The organism is Arthrobacter sp. 10L430 (assembly GCF_056395245.1).
Genome location: NZ_JBFTJD010000002.1, coordinates 295412 through 309800, shown reverse-complemented (window position 1 = coordinate 309800; position 14389 = coordinate 295412). Strand labels below are relative to the sequence as shown.

10 protein-coding genes are annotated in these 14389 nt (G+C 66.9%); 6 read left to right on the top strand and 4 right to left on the bottom strand.

Annotated elements, in window-relative coordinates:
• Positions 1 to 150 precede the first annotated feature (150 nt).
• Positions 151 to 1650, top strand: a complete 1500-nt coding sequence (locus AC1DDG_RS03570; RefSeq protein WP_230119853.1) for an NAD-dependent succinate-semialdehyde dehydrogenase — start codon at positions 151 to 153, stop codon at positions 1648 to 1650.
• Here AC1DDG_RS03570 and AC1DDG_RS03565 read toward each other — a convergent pair.
• The 3 genes from AC1DDG_RS03565 to AC1DDG_RS03555 are packed head-to-tail and all read right to left on the bottom strand — an operon-like array spanning position 1647 to position 6805.
• On the bottom strand, positions 1647 to 4217 hold the full coding sequence (locus AC1DDG_RS03565) for a transglutaminase TgpA family protein (RefSeq protein ID WP_476874970.1): 2571 nt from the start codon (positions 4215 to 4217) through the stop codon (positions 1647 to 1649). The two genes, AC1DDG_RS03570 and AC1DDG_RS03565, sit on opposite strands and share 4 nt — an antisense overlap.
• On the bottom strand, positions 4214 to 5641 hold the full coding sequence (locus AC1DDG_RS03560) for a DUF58 domain-containing protein (protein WP_230119851.1): 1428 nt from the start codon (positions 5639 to 5641) through the stop codon (positions 4214 to 4216). The genes AC1DDG_RS03565 and AC1DDG_RS03560 overlap by 4 nt, the downstream gene beginning before the upstream one ends.
• A gap of 12 nt (positions 5642 to 5653) precedes the next feature.
• Positions 5654 to 6805 carry an AAA family ATPase gene (locus AC1DDG_RS03555; RefSeq protein ID WP_230119850.1) on the bottom strand — a complete coding sequence of 384 codons (1152 nt, stop codon included), beginning with the start codon at positions 6803 to 6805 and terminating at the stop codon, positions 5654 to 5656.
• Positions 6806 to 7018: 213 nt separating this feature from the next.
• Here AC1DDG_RS03555 and AC1DDG_RS03550 point away from each other — a divergent pair, with 213 nt between their 5' ends.
• The 5 genes from AC1DDG_RS03550 (at position 7019) to AC1DDG_RS03530 (ending at position 13296) form a co-directional block, all read left to right on the top strand.
• Positions 7019 to 7906 carry a TatD family hydrolase gene (locus AC1DDG_RS03550; protein WP_230119849.1) on the top strand — a complete coding sequence of 296 codons (888 nt, stop codon included), beginning with the start codon at positions 7019 to 7021 and terminating at the stop codon, positions 7904 to 7906.
• A 261-nt stretch (positions 7907 to 8167) separates the two neighbouring features.
• On the top strand, positions 8168 to 9358 hold the full coding sequence (locus tag AC1DDG_RS03545) for a resuscitation-promoting factor (RefSeq protein ID WP_230119848.1): 1191 nt from the start codon (positions 8168 to 8170) through the stop codon (positions 9356 to 9358).
• 111 nt (positions 9359 to 9469) lie between these two features.
• The gene (rsmA, locus tag AC1DDG_RS03540; RefSeq protein WP_230119847.1) at positions 9470 to 10357 is read left to right on the top strand and encodes a 16S rRNA (adenine(1518)-N(6)/adenine(1519)-N(6))-dimethyltransferase RsmA; all 888 of its coding nucleotides are present in this window, start codon (positions 9470 to 9472) and stop codon (positions 10355 to 10357) included.
• Positions 10358 to 10454: 97 nt separating this feature from the next.
• The gene (locus AC1DDG_RS03535) at positions 10455 to 11417 is read left to right on the top strand and encodes a 4-(cytidine 5'-diphospho)-2-C-methyl-D-erythritol kinase (RefSeq protein WP_476874969.1); all 963 of its coding nucleotides are present in this window, start codon (positions 10455 to 10457) and stop codon (positions 11415 to 11417) included.
• Positions 11418 to 11466: 49 nt separating this feature from the next.
• Complete coding sequence (locus AC1DDG_RS03530; RefSeq protein ID WP_230119845.1) at positions 11467 to 13296, top strand: ABC-F family ATP-binding cassette domain-containing protein; 1830 nt, start codon at positions 11467 to 11469, stop codon at positions 13294 to 13296.
• A 336-nt stretch (positions 13297 to 13632) separates the two neighbouring features.
• On the opposite strand, the gene AC1DDG_RS03525 is transcribed toward AC1DDG_RS03530, so the two are convergent.
• Positions 13633 to 14277, bottom strand: coding sequence for a TetR/AcrR family transcriptional regulator (locus AC1DDG_RS03525; protein WP_354962168.1), 645 nt, complete (start codon positions 14275 to 14277; stop codon positions 13633 to 13635).
• Positions 14278 to 14389: the final 112 nt, after the last annotated feature.

Genomic DNA, 14389 nt, shown 5'->3' with positions numbered 1-14389 from the left:
CTCACCTGTAGTGCGCGCATGCGTAGACATTGGAGAGACGCGGGCAGTACCGTGGCATTAAACCAGCCAAGAAAGCCGAAGGCAGCGGGCACCACGTCCGCTGCAGGAGCTGAACAACCCGCAACCCCAATTGCTGACGAGGGAGTCACCGTGTCTGTTATTGCACAGTCCACTGTTACCGCAGAGCGCGAAAGCGAACTGCTCGCATCTGTTCCCACTGGCCTGCTCATCAACGGCGAGTGGCGTCCCGCGGCGTCGGGCAAGACCTTCGACGTCGAGGATCCTTCCACGGGCAAGGTCCTGCTGAGCATCGCTGACGCGGGCCCCGAGGACGGCATGGCCGCCCTTGACGCGGCCGCCGCCGCGCAGGATTCCTGGGCGAAGGTCCCTGCCCGTGAACGCGGCGAGATCCTGCGCCGGGCGTTTGAGCTAGTTACCGAGCGGGCCGAGGACTTCGCGCTGCTGATGACCTTGGAAATGGGCAAGCCGCTGGCCGAGGCCCGTGGCGAGGTCACCTACGGCGCCGAATTCCTGCGCTGGTTCTCCGAGGAAGCCGTCCGTGCGTTCGGCCGATACTCGGTGTCCCCGGACGGGAAGTCCCGTCTGCTGGTCACCAAGAAGCCTGTGGGCCCGTGCCTGCTGATCACCCCGTGGAACTTCCCGCTCGCCATGGCCACGCGCAAGATCGCCCCGGCCGTTGCCGCCGGCTGCACCATGGTCCTGAAGTCCGCGAACCTCACCCCGCTGACGTCCCAGCTGTTCGCCGCCGTCATGCAGGAGGCCGGCCTGCCCGCCGGTGTCCTGAACGTGATCCCCACGTCCACGGCCGGTGCCACCACGGGCCCGCTGGTCAAGGATGCCCGGCTGCGCAAGCTGTCCTTCACGGGCTCCACCGAAGTTGGCCGCCGCCTGCTCTCGGACGCCTCCGAGACGGTGCTGCGGACCTCGATGGAGCTCGGCGGCAACGCCCCGTTCGTGGTGTTCGAGGACGCCGACGTGGATGCCGCCGTCGCCGGGGCCATGCTGGCGAAGCTACGCAACATGGGTGAGGCCTGCACGGCAGCGAACCGCTTCATCGTGCACGAATCCGTCGCGGACGAGTTCGCCGAGAAATTCGCCGCGAAGATGGCGGACATGACCACCGCCCGCGGCACCGAGGCGGACTCCAAGGTGGGCCCGCTGATCGACGCCAAGAGCCGGGACAAGGTCCACGAACTCGTCACCGATGCCCTCGCCTCCGGAGCCACTGCCGTCGTCGGCGGAGCTCCCGTCGACGGGCCCGGCTACTTCTACCAGCCCACCCTCCTCAAGGGCGTCACCGAAGGCACCCGGATCCTGTCCGAGGAAATCTTCGGACCAGTGGCCCCCATCATCACCTTCGGCACCGAAGACGAGGCCATCCGACTGGCCAACAACACCGAGTACGGACTCGTTGCCTACGTTTTCACCAAGGACCTGAACCGCGGTATCCGGATGGGCGAACGCCTTGAGACCGGCATGCTCGGCCTGAACGCCGGCGTCGTATCCAACGCAGCGGCACCGTTTGGCGGCGTCAAGCAGTCCGGCTTGGGACGCGAGGGCGGCCTCGAGGGCATCGAGGAATACCTCTACACCCAGTACATCGGCATCGCCGACCCCTACGCCGGCTAGCCTTCGCGCAACCGCCGCAGGCCGTCGCGGGCCCTGTTCCAGGAGCCCGCGGCGGCGCGTCCGGCTTTTGCCGCGACGCGGCCTGCGGCCCGGAAGGGCGCACCCGCGATTCTGCCGAAGCGGGACATGACCGACGGCGGCAGCCAGTCCGCGCGAAGCCGGCCGGGAAGGCCGGCGTTGCGGCGCAACGCCTTTCGCACCGCACGGATCTTGTCTGCCGCGGAGGGGTCCGGCAGCCGGACGGTCTCAGCGGGACCGGCCGTCTCAACCGGGCTGCCCGGCCGTCCGTACTGATGGCGTTCGAAGGCGCCAGTGAGGTCCGTCACCGCTGCCTCAGCCGTGCGATGCACCAAATCCTCCGAGGCTTCGGGCCCCGCTTTGTCGGACCGGATCAGTGCCGGTGAACCCCGGAAGCGGGCAGAAAAGGTGCGGGGCGTTTCACTGGGTACTGGCCGTACGCCATAGTCCGTGGCGAGGTCCTGAAGCTCAGCCCACGCGAGCGGTGCCATTGCCTGCCCCTTCTGCGCTGCCTGCCCGTTCCTCGCAGCCTGCCCGTTCCGGGCCGGTCCCCTCAGGCGCCGCCGCCGCAGGCTGGTTCGGAAGAGCCGCGGGGTAGCGGCAACCAGGACCAGCAGGAGCGCGGCTGCCGTACCGTAGAGCGCCGGAACCAGTTGGCTCCCGGAAGTGGTTCCCCCCGTCCCTGGAAGGGGGAGGGGTGCCGGTCCGGGCGCGGGAGCGGCAGTGGCACCACTGGTGGGCAGCAGGCCGTCGTTGTTCCCATCATTCGTGCTGGCCCCCCCGGAGGACGAAGAGTCCTGGGCATACGGCGGCACCACACCGCGCGACGGAGTGGGCTCGAACGGAACCCAGCCGAGTCCCTGGAAATACAGTTCCGGCCAGGCATGTGCGTCGCGGGCGTCCACCTCGAACTCGGGAAGTGCTCCCTGGCCCGCGACGGACACCGTGGCCCCGGTCAGTCTGCCCGGGGCATAGCCCACCGCGATCCGGCTGGGGATCCCCTCGACCCTGGCCATCACGGCCATGGCAGACGCGAAGTGGATGCAGTAGCCGCTCTTTTGTGTCAGGAAGTCCGCAAGCACGGACAAGCCGTTGCCGTCATAGCCGCCCTGGACCGGCGATTCCAGGGAATAGGTGAAGTCTCCGGCACGCAGGTACCTCTGGATTGCCATCGCCTTTTCATACGCGGTTCTGCCGTTTTGCGTTATGGAGTCGGCGGTTGTCCTGACGATGTCCGGCACGTTGGCGGGTGGTCTGATGAACTCGTCGGGGATCCCCCGCACGGGGGCCGAAGACTGGTCCAGAAGCTCCGTCGTCAGTTTCGGGGCCGAGGACCGGACCAAGTACTGCTGGTTTCTCGAGTTGGTGTCCGTGCCCTTGATGCTCAGTGTGGCAGGATCCCAGCTCCACCTGCCGGTCAGGCCGTTAACCGCCTCAGGGGCGTAGGGCACCGGAAGGTAAGGGCTGGTGAAATCCCCGGTATTGACAGCCGTGACCTCGCGGACCTGTTCCGGCGCCAGGATCTCATGGCCCACCTCCATGCGGCCGGCGCCCGCCCGTCGGGTCGAATCGCGGTCATCGGGTGACCAGGCATCGCCGTCGAACCGGTCCACGGTCACGGAGCGCAGATAGAGCGGGGTGGTCGCATTGGTGGCATACGTGATCCGGCCGTCGCCTGTCGGCTGGCGCAGGCTGTTCCCCAGGCTGATCATGGGGTTAAGGCCATTGGATGAGGCCCACGGATTCAGCCGTGAACCCTGGGGGAAGGTGCCCTCGTCGAAGCCCGGGATGACCAGCTGCAGCAGCAGTGTGGCCACCAGCGCAACGGCGCCGGTCATTGCGGCGCGCTTGACCTGGCCGGGATTCCGGGCGGTGTCAGCCTGGATGCGTGAATCCGGAGCGAACCACTGGCTGCAGGCGAGAATGAGCAGGAACCCGGCACCCGTTGCGAGGAATCCCGCCAGACCGACGCTTTGCGGCTTGATCATGGCCGGCACCACGAGTACGGCCAGCAGGCCCAGGCCGCTTGTGGCCGGCATGCCCAGTGGCAGGGCAAGCGCGTCCACGAGAATGACCACCAGCCCCAGGGCGGCGCAGGTGACGAGAACGATGCCGGCGTTCGGAGCCACCGGCGAGCTCTCGGACAGCACCGTCTCGCTGGCCCGGCGGAGATACCTGCCCAGCGCGGCCATGGTGGCGTCGGACGGGATGAAGCCCACAATGCTGTCCCGCCGGAAAAACGTGAAGGTCAGGATGAACACCAGCGAAACGAAGGCCCCCAGGGTGACCAGCAACGGCTGGGACCTCAGGGCGCGGAGTCCGGCCACGGCCAGGGAAACCACCACGATGGTCGTGAGCACGGGCAGGTACCAACCCCAGCCCCTGAGCACGCCGTTGAGGGACAGTGCCGCCCCGGCCACGGCGAACGCCACGGCTCCTGACATGGCCCACGGGTAGGCGCCGGCACCGGGCCGCCGCGGGCTCCGGCCGGGCGAGACTGGGGACGGCCGGGAACTGGCGTCCGTCTGGCGCTGGGGGGCAAGCGTCACCGCGCCACCCCCGCACCCCGGCGTACGTCGGCAGCCGCGGCTGAAAGGGCCCCTCCGCCTTCATCGAAGAAGGTCCACGCGGCGGGCAGTGATGTGGAGGCATCCACTGCGACGGCTCGCCAGCCGCCGAGGCGCAGGGCCTCAAGTGCATCGTGGGACTCCGCGGGCCTGTCGCTGATCACGATGGCGAAAGCGTTTGCGGCGTAGCCCGCGGCGGGCGCCAACGACCGGGCCTCGGCCAGCGTAATTTTGCCGAGGACCGCCAGAACCGGACCGCGCATTCGGTGGGCTGCGAGCTTGTCAATGAGCCGGTCGTCGAAGACAGCCTGCCCGTATTCGGTGCTCCCGGCATGCTCCCTGCGGGCCGTGTCATGGTCCCGGCGCATGTGGTGCGGGCCGGACAGCTGGATGGCGGCCAGGCTTTCGGCGATGGACTGGAGTCCGCCTGCTCCGCTGTATTCCTCATTGTCGGGTTCGGGTGCGGAGGGTGAGCGGTGAAAGGCAGGTTCCCCCGCGGCGTCCAGGAACCGGAGGGCGTAATTGCGCTCGGCGAGGTGCGCGCTGACGGACATGGTGGCCGTGACAGCCCACTCGAAGGTGTCACTTGTGACGAGGTCGTGGCCGTCATCACCGCCGGCACCGCTGAATACCGACCCGAAGCCGGTGGAGTACGCGATGAACCGCTGGTCCAGGATGATCGTCGCCTCCGGCGTGGTGACCGATTCCTCCTGCCTGACCATCAGAACGCCGTGGCGTGCGGTCGCGGGCCAATGGACCCGCCGCATCGGATCACCGTGCCGGTACTCCCTGGTCATGACGTCGTCGTCACTGGGATTGGCCCGGATCCGGGTTGCCGTGATGCCGTCGTTTCCCCGGGCCCCGGCCAGTCCCGTCGCAGGAAGTTCGACGGCGGCCGGCGTCACGGTAAGTGTGTCGCCGTCGTCAATGGTGTGCCTGTGCAGCGACAGCCCGAACGGATCTGTGAACTCGGCCGTCACCGGGCCGATCAGGAACTGCCCCCGCTTCCCGGAGCGGAGCCGGTACTCGTAGCGGCTCGTTCCGCCGCTGGCGGACCTGGCGGGAAACCGGAACGCCGGCGATTCCCCAAATCTCGTCGGAAGTCGTTCCTCCATGATCACCCTGCCAACTCCCGGGCCTGTCCTGGCAACGGCCAGCCGCACGGTGGTGATGGAGGCTGTTTCGACAGTGGACGGGCTGAACTCGCGGTACACGCGGAACCGGGGCTTGACCAGCCTGATGCCGGCGAGGGAAATAAGGGGCAGCACCACCAGCAGCACGCCCAGGGCGAGGAGATCCCGGCGGCCCATGAGTTGGGCGCAGAGCAGGGAAATGACACCGGCGGCGAGGAGTCCCCAGCCGCGGGAGCTGAAAAGGTGGCGGGGGAGGCTGTCGAGCAGTGCCACGGCGAATCCTGACTAGCGGCTGGGCCGCAGTTCGGGGGACGGCCGCGCGGTAGGCGCGCCCGGGGATCCGGCCGCCCTGGCTTGCCGGGAGGCGTGGGCGGACTCGGTCATCTCCTGACTGACGGGAAGCTTGGCGAGTACTCCGCGGATCACGCTCTGCGGCGTCTCGCCGGTGCTGGCTGCTTTGCGGTCGAGGATGATCCGGTGCGCCAGCACCGATTCTGCAACGGCGACGACGTCGTCCGGCAGCACGAAGTCCCTGCCGTCCAGCGCCGACGTGGCCTTGGCCGCGCGAAGCAGCTGAAGCATGGAACGCGGGCTGGCCCCAAGGCGCAGCATGGCGCTGTCCCGGGTTGCCCGCCCCACTGCAACGGTGTACTCCTTGACGGACTGCGAAACGTACACCCGCTGGACCGTGGCAATCATCGCGGCGACGTCCGCGGACGTAACCACGGAAGACACACGGGCCAGCGGGGACGTGGCCTGGTGCGTTTCCAGCATTTCGATTTCGGAGTCCTTGTCCGGGTAACCCATGGAGATCCTGGCCATGAAGCGGTCCCGCTGGGCTTCCGGAAGGGGATAGGTCCCTTCCATCTCGATCGGATTCTGGGTGGCCACCACCATGAATGGTTCAGCGAGTTTGTATGACTTTCCGTCCACCGTCACCTGGTGCTCCTCCATGCATTCGAGCAGGGCGGACTGCGTCTTTGCCGAGGCGCGGTTGATTTCGTCACCGATGACGATATTCGCGAAGACCGCGCCGGGACGGAACTCAAACTGGCGCGACGACTGGTTATAGATGGACACGCCGGTAACGTCGGAGGGAAGAAGGTCCGGAGTGAACTGGATCCGGCTGACTGAGCAGTCGATCGTGCGCGCCAGCGTCTTGGCGAGGAGCGTCTTGCCCACGCCGGGCACGTCCTCCAGGAGCAGGTGGCCCTGGGCGAGCAGGACCGTGAGTGCGAGCTTCGCTGCCTCGGCTTTGCCGTCGATCACCGTATTAATGGCGTCCAGGATGCGTTCGGTCGCGGCGCGGAAGGCCGCGGCGTCCAGGGCTGACTGTTTGTGGCCGTTAAGCTGGTTTCCGCCCTGCGCAGCAGTTCCTGCGAAGCCTTGCCCGCCCGGGAGTACTTCATCCATCGTGGTGCGTCGGTGCGGTTCCATCGGCAACCTTTCATCCCTGGGTGGCGCGCGGAACGGAGCGGCGGAAGTCTGCCGTTGCCCGTCTTGGGCGTTAACATCTGTCCGTACCAGCGTACTAACACAACTGCCGTACCTGACAGAGAGTTCCGGGTAAATCTGCACCCGCTGCCTGGACGGCCCGGGGCCGCCTCGGCTCTTCCGCGGGCTTACGTCCGCCGCAGCTAGGCTGGAGGGATGTGTAACTCCCTGACTCCCCGCCCCTATCGCGAGCCCGGCAGCGACGGTTCCGGCAAGCAGGGCTACCCGCCTGCGCCCGCGCCCCTGCCCGTTCCCGTGATGGACAACCACACGCATCTCGACTTCCCAGGCGCCGACATCCAGGTAGAGGTCGGCGCTGCCCTGGACGCCGCCGAGGCGGTAGGGGTCCGCGGTGCCGTGCAGGTTGGCACCGACCTGGAATCCTCCAGGTTCACGGTTCGTGCCGTTGACATGGATGCCCGGTTGCTCGGTGCCGTGGCGATCCACCCTAACGATGCCCCCGAGTATGCCCGGCGGGGTGAGTTGGAGGCTGCGCTGCGGGAGATCGAGGATCTCGCCTCCCATCCCCGGATCCGGGCGATTGGGGAAACCGGTCTGGACTTCTTCCGCACCGAGGGAGAGGGGCTGGTCCACCAGCGCTATTCGTTCCGGCGGCATATCGACATTGCCAAACGGCTGGACCTGACCCTGCAGATCCATGACAGGGACGCCCACGAGGACGTCGTGCAGGTCCTGCGGGAAGAGGGCACCCCGGACCGGGTGGTGTTCCACTGTTACTCCGGCGACGAAGACCTGGCCAGGATCTGCAACACGGAAGGGTGGTTCATGTCCTTCGCCGGAACGCTCACCTTTAAGAATGCGGGAAACCTCAGGGCTTCACTGGCTGCTGCGGATCCCGAACTCGTCCTGGTCGAAACCGACTCGCCCTTCCTCACCCCGCACCCGCACCGGGGACGGCCCAACGCGAGCTACATGGTCCCCTACACAGTGCGGGCCATGGCCGAATTGACAGATTCGGACCTCGCCGGCCTGTGCAGTCAAATCAGCGCCAATACCCTGAGGGCATATGGATCCTGGGACTGACCGCTCGGCCTGAAGAAGCCCCCTTCTGCATACGCGGTATGTGATAATTTGGCCGCTTTATAACGGATCGATTACAGTGAAGAACTATTAGCCGGGGTCGGGGAAGGCCTCCGGATGATGTCACTCACAGGGCAGGGCGCCTCTGGTGCCCTGCCCTGTGAGTGTGGCGGCGCACATGCCTGCTGCAGACCTCCGGCCTGTCCGGATCCACCCTTGGGGTGACTGCCGCGGAGAGCTCTGTGCGTTTTTCCCCGTGCCCGGATGGTTCAAAAGATACGGGCAATCGTGATCAAGTTCTTCACGTCGGACGGCAAGTTCAGTTTCGTCAAGGTAGCCGCCCAAATGGTGGTGCTCTCGGCGCTCGTGCTGGGGCTGGTTGCCTTTGTGGGCAACAACAAAACAGTCACCCTGAACGTTGACGGCAAAGTGAGTTCCGTTCAGACGTTTGGCGGCACCGTGGCCCAGGTGGTCAGGGGCGCCCAGGTGGAGCTGCACGCCGCCGACCGCGTGTCACCGTCGCCGGAGGCGCACGTTGAGAACGGCTCGGTGATCAACGTCAACCTGGCCAAGGCAGTGAAAGTGAGCCTGGACGGCGCTGAAAAGACTGTCAGCACCACTGCCCCGGACGTTGCCGGACTCGTAACCCAGCTCGGGGTGGCCAGTGCTTCCGAACTTTCGGTTCCGAAGAGCGCCCACCTGTCCGTTGACGGCTCCTTTGTCGCCATCTCCACGCCGAAGACGGTGAGTATCCTTGCCGACGGCAAGGCCGCCAAGACCACCACCACGGCCACTAACGTTGGAGAGGTGCTCAAGGACGCCGGCGTGAGGCTGGCAGCCGCAGACCGCACCTCCCAGCCGGCCAACGCGCACGTGGTCAACAACATGGTGATTAAGGTTTCCAGAGTGGACACCAGCAAGACCGCCACCGTCACCGAAGAAGTTGCCTTCAAGACGCTGACCGTGGAAAGCGCCGACGTTCTCAAGGGCGAAGAGGAAGTCACGCAGGAGGGCGTTCCCGGGACCGTGACGAAGAAGTTCAAGCTCGTGCTGGTCGATGGCCGCGAAGCCTCCCGCACGCTTGTCTCCACGACGGCAACTCTTGAGCCGGTAACGGAAAAGATCACCGTGGGCACCAAGGAGAAGCCCAAGCCCGCAGCCGCCGCGAAGACGGAAGCCGCCAACTCTGGTGCGGCGGCCCCCGCCATGATGAATGAAGCCATGTGGGACAAGATCGCGCAGTGCGAATCGACCGGCAACTGGTCGATCAACAACGGCAACGGTTACTACGGCGGCCTGCAGTTCGACATCCAGACCTGGATCGGCGCCGGCGGCGGAGCCTACGCCCCGAACGCCAGCCAGGCCTCGAAGGCGCAGCAGATCGACGTCGCCAACCGCGTCTATGCAGAGCGCGGCCTCTCGCCGTGGGGCTGCGGCTGGGCAGCCGGCAGCTGACCACGGCCGCTGAGGCCACGAAAGGCCGGGTCCGGAGTCTCCGGGCCCGGCCTTTCGTGGCCTGCCAGCTGCCGAACCGCGGCGGCACCCGCCGCGGGATAGGATACCTAGGTGACTGACCCGACTCCTTCCGCCCCCGGTACCGCGCCTGCTCCTCTGTTTGGTGCGTCAGATATCCGCAGGCTGGCCGAGGAAATCGGCGTCCGTCCCACGAAGACGCTGGGCCAGAACTTTGTCATCGACGGCAACACGATCCGCAGGATTGTGGCGGCAGCGGGCGTCGGGCCGGACGAAACGGTCCTCGAAATCGGGCCTGGTCTCGGTTCGCTGACGCTGGGGCTGCTGGATGCCGCGAAGTCCGTTGTCGCCGTCGAAATTGATCCTGTGCTGGCGGCCAAGCTGCCTGAAACTGTCAGGCAGTGGAGGCCGGAGGCTGCCAGCGAATTCCACCTCGTGCGCGCCGACGCCATGAAGGTCACCGAGCTCCCGGTGGAGCCCACGTCGCTCGTGGCGAACCTTCCGTACAACGTCGCTGTTCCCGTGGTCCTTCACCTCCTGCAGCATTTCCCATCGATCCGTCATGGTCTGGTAATGGTTCAGGACGAGGTGGCGGACCGTCTTGCCGCCGGTCCCGGTTCCAAAATTTACGGTGTGCCGTCCGTCAAGGCCGCGTGGTACAGCACCATGCGCAAGGCCGGAGTGATCGGCATGAACGTGTTCTGGCCGGCCCCCAAGATCCAGTCGGGGCTCGTGGCCTTTACCCGCCGGGAGCCACCGGCCACCACCGCCAGCCGGGAGCGCGTCTTTGCCGTGATCGATGCGGCCTTTGCCCAGCGCAGGAAAACCCTTCGCGCGGCCCTGGCCGGGTGGGCCGGCAGTGCGGCCGAGGCGGAGCGCTGCCTCGTCGCGGCCGGGGTGGACCCCACGGCCCGCGGTGAGGTCATCGACATTGCCGCTTTCGCCCGGATCGCCGAGGCCCGCCAGGCCGCGGACGCTTGACCGGCCGGGGCAAGCGGCCGGCGACAGCGTCCCTGGGTGACGCCAGGAGGCCGCGTCCTTCTTGGAGCCGGGCGTCGCCATGCCCTAGCTTGGAGTCATGAACGCAGTGAGAGGGCGCTTTGCGGCAAGGACCGTCCGGGTCAAAGCTCCGGGCAAAGTGAACGTCTCGCTGGACGTGGGGCCCTTACGGGCGGACGGGTATCATTCCGTGGCCAGCGTGTACCTGGCCGTCTCGCTGTATGAGGAAGTGGCCGCCACCAGCACCGCCAATGACGGCATCACCGTGAGCATCAGCCCCGCCAGCACACTTGACCTCGACGGCGTGAACATCCCGCTCGACGAACACAATCTGGCCTACAAGGCTGCCGCCATCATGGCCGAAGTGTCCGAGCACTCCACCGGAGTGCACCTGGAAATCACCAAGCGCGTGCCGGTTGCCGGCGGCATGGGCGGCGGATCCGCCGACGCCGCGGCCACGCTGCTGGCCTGCGACGCGCTGTGGAACAGCGGACTGTCCCGGGATGAGCTTGCCCATCTGGCCGCGGAGCTGGGGGCGGACGTCCCCTTTGCGCTGCTCGGAGGCACGGCCGTGGGACTTGGCGTGGGAGACGACCTCTCCCCGGCCCTGGCCAGGGCGCAGATGGACTGGGTCCTGGTCACTGCAGAGTTCGGGCTTTCGACGCCGGAGGTGTTCCGGACACTGGACCGGTTGCGGGACGCCGAAGGGGTGGAGATCGATGAACCCACGGCGGTGGATCCGAAGATCCTGCAGGCCCTGCGCAGCGGTGACCCCGATGCACTGAGCCGGGTGCTTGTCAACGACCTCCAGCGGGCCTCCATCGAACTCGCGCCCAGCCTCCGCGACACCCTCGGCCTGGGGGAGTCCTGCGGAGCCATCGCAGGGATCGTTTCGGGCTCCGGCCCCACCATCGCCCTCCTGGCGCACAACCCGGAGGCTGCCGAGGGACTCGCCGAGGAGCTGCAGCACAAGGGCCTCACGGCGTTGGCCGTCCATGGACCCGTTCCCGGTGCCCGCATCATCTCCGATACCCTCCTTTAATACCCTTCCAACTTTCTGCCCCCCTGTTTGCAGAAGAAAGCAGTTCCCAGTGGCACACCTGCTCGGCGGCGAGAACCTCATGGTCTCGTACGCAACCCGCACCGTTCTCGATGGCGTAACTCTCGGACTCGAGGAGGGCGACCGGATCGGCATGGTGGGCCGGAACGGCGATGGCAAGTCCACGCTCATGCGCCTGCTTGCGCTGCGGTCCACGCCTGATTCCGGCCGGGTCACCAAGCGCGGGGACGTCAACATCGGCTACCTGGATCAAAGCGACGTGCTCGACGGCGACCTCACGGTCGGTGCCGCCATCGTCGGCGACCAGGCGGACTACGAATGGGCCCGCAACCCGCAGATCCGCGAGGTCATGGGCGGGCTCGTGTCGGACGTCGACTGGCACGCCAACGTCCACGCGCTCTCCGGCGGCCAGAAACGGCGCGTGGCGCTGGCGAAGCTCCTCATCGAGGACCACGACGTCATCATGCTTGACGAGCCCACGAACCACCTCGACGTCGAAGGCGTCGCATGGCTGTCCCGGCACCTGAAGACCCGGTGGCGGGCGAACCAGGGCGCGTTCCTCGTGGTCACCCACGACCGCTGGTTCCTCGACGAAGTCTGCACCAAGACGTGGGAAATCCACGACGGCATCATGGACCCGTTCGACGGCGGTTACGCCGCCTACGTGCTGGCCCGCGCCGAGCGCGACCGCTCCGCATCGGTGGTGGAAAGCAAACGCCAGCAGCTCGTCAAGAAGGAACTGGCCTGGCTCCGCAGGGGCGCCCCGGCCCGCACGGCCAAGCCCAAGTTCCGGATCGAGGCCGCCAACGCCCTGATTGCGGACGTGCCCGAACCGCGTGATTCGACGGCGCTGAGTAAGATGGCCACGGCGCGCCTTGGCAAGGACGTCCTGGACCTTGAACACGTGTCACTGGATTTTCTGGGCGGCGACGCCGGCCAGAAGCTGTTCGACAACATCACCCTCCGCCTCGCGCCGGGTGAGCGGCTGGGGCTCGTGGGCGTCAACGGGGCCGGCAAGACCACCCTGCTGAAACTGCTCAACGGCGAGATCCAGCCCAGCTCCGGGAAGGTCAAACGCGGCAAGACGGTCGTCACCGCGGTCCTCACCCAGGAAGTCAAGGAGCTCGACGACGTCTCGGACCTGCGCGTGATCGAAGTGATCGAGCGCGAAAAACGCTCCTTCAACGTCGGCGGCAAGGAATTCACCGCCGGCCAGCTTGTGGAGCAGCTCGGTTTCACCAACGAGAAGCAATGGACCCCGGTCAAGGACCTCTCCGGTGGCGAACGCCGGCGCCTCCAGCTCCTGCGGCTGCTGGTGGGGGAGCCGAACGTGCTGATGCTGGACGAACCGACCAACGACCTCGACACCGACACCCTCGCCGCCGTCGAAGACGTGCTCGACGGCTGGCCCGGCACGCTCGTCGTTGTCAGCCACGACCGCTACCTGCTGGAGCGAGTCACGGACCACCAGATGGCCCTGCTGGGCGACGGCAAGATCCGTGCCCTGCCGCGCGGAGTGGACCAGTACCTCGAACTCCGCGAGTCCGCCCTCGCCGGTTCCACGGTCACCGGCGGCGGAAACCCTGTCACGTCGGCCAGCTCCGCCCCGGCCCAGGCCGTCTCGGGAGCTTCGGAAGCCGAAAAGCGCGACGCCCGCAAGGCCAAGAACCGCATCGAACGGCAGCTGGGCAAGATCACCCAGCAGGAAGAAAAAATCCACGCCCAGATGACGACGGCTTCCGCGGACCCCTCCGCCGTCGGTCAGCTCGCGGAACTGAACAAGAAGCTCAAAGACCTCTCCGCAGACCGCGAAGCCCTGGAGCTCGAATGGCTCGAGGCGCTCGAAGTCCTGGGGGAGTAGCTCCGGGCGGGGTGCAGCTTGGGCGCCGGACGGCGGCCCTTCCGCGTCGCTTAGACACAGGGCAAAAGGGACGCTTCGGTCGCTGGGCGACCTCCACGTCCCGATGCCCTGCGATGCGCTCCTTTCGGAAGAACCGCCGTTCGGCCGTTAAGCGTCCAACTCACCGGACGTCCCCGAACGGAACGATCGGCAATAGTGGTGCGGGGGACCTTCGCGTAGGAGCGCATCGCGAGCCATCGGGCCCTCAAGGTCGCTCAGCGACCGTTGGGCCCCTATGGCTCGTGTCTAAGCGACGGCGAAGGGCCGCTGCAGCGCGGAGGTGACCACGGCGAAGGCTCACGGCTCGCTGCGCAGCTCGGGTTCCTTCTTGAGGCCGGTCAGGCCGTTCCAAGCGAGGTTCACGAGGTGCGCAGCCACAGCGTGTTTGTCGGGCTGCCGGCCGTCCTGCCACCATTGGCCGGTCATGGCGACCATGCCCACCAGCATCTGGGCGTACATGGCGCCGTCGGCGGCGCTGAATCCGCGGCGGGCGAATTCGTCGGACAGGATGTGCTCCACGCGCTCCGTAATGTGGGACAGCAGGGTGGAAAAGGCGCCTTCCGGCTGCGACGGGGGAGCGTCGCGCATGAGGATGCGGAAGCCGTCGGTGCGGTCCTCGATGTACGTCAGCAACGCCAAGGCAGCACGTTCCACCAGGACCCGGGGCTTGGCTTCGTCGGCGAGGGCGTCGTTGATGGAGGCCAGCAGGATCCTGAACTCAAACTCCACCACCTGGGTGTACAGACCTTCCTTCGAGCCGAAGTGCTCATAGATCACCGGCTTGGAGACACCTGCGGCAGCGGCGATTTCCTCGATCGTGGTGCCGTCGAGGCCACGCAGCGCGAACAGTCCGCGCCCCACGTCGACCAGCTGGGAACGCCGTTGGGGTCCGGTCATCCGGGACCGCGGGATGCGCGCCGGAGCGGCATCCGCCTTCGCCATCGGGTTCCCCGCGCCCTCGGCTGTCCCTGTGCTGTTGCTCACCGTCCAATCATGCCTTACGCCAACACGGACGCTGGTGGTCCTGGGCGGGTGCTGCCCGCTGTGCAGGCCG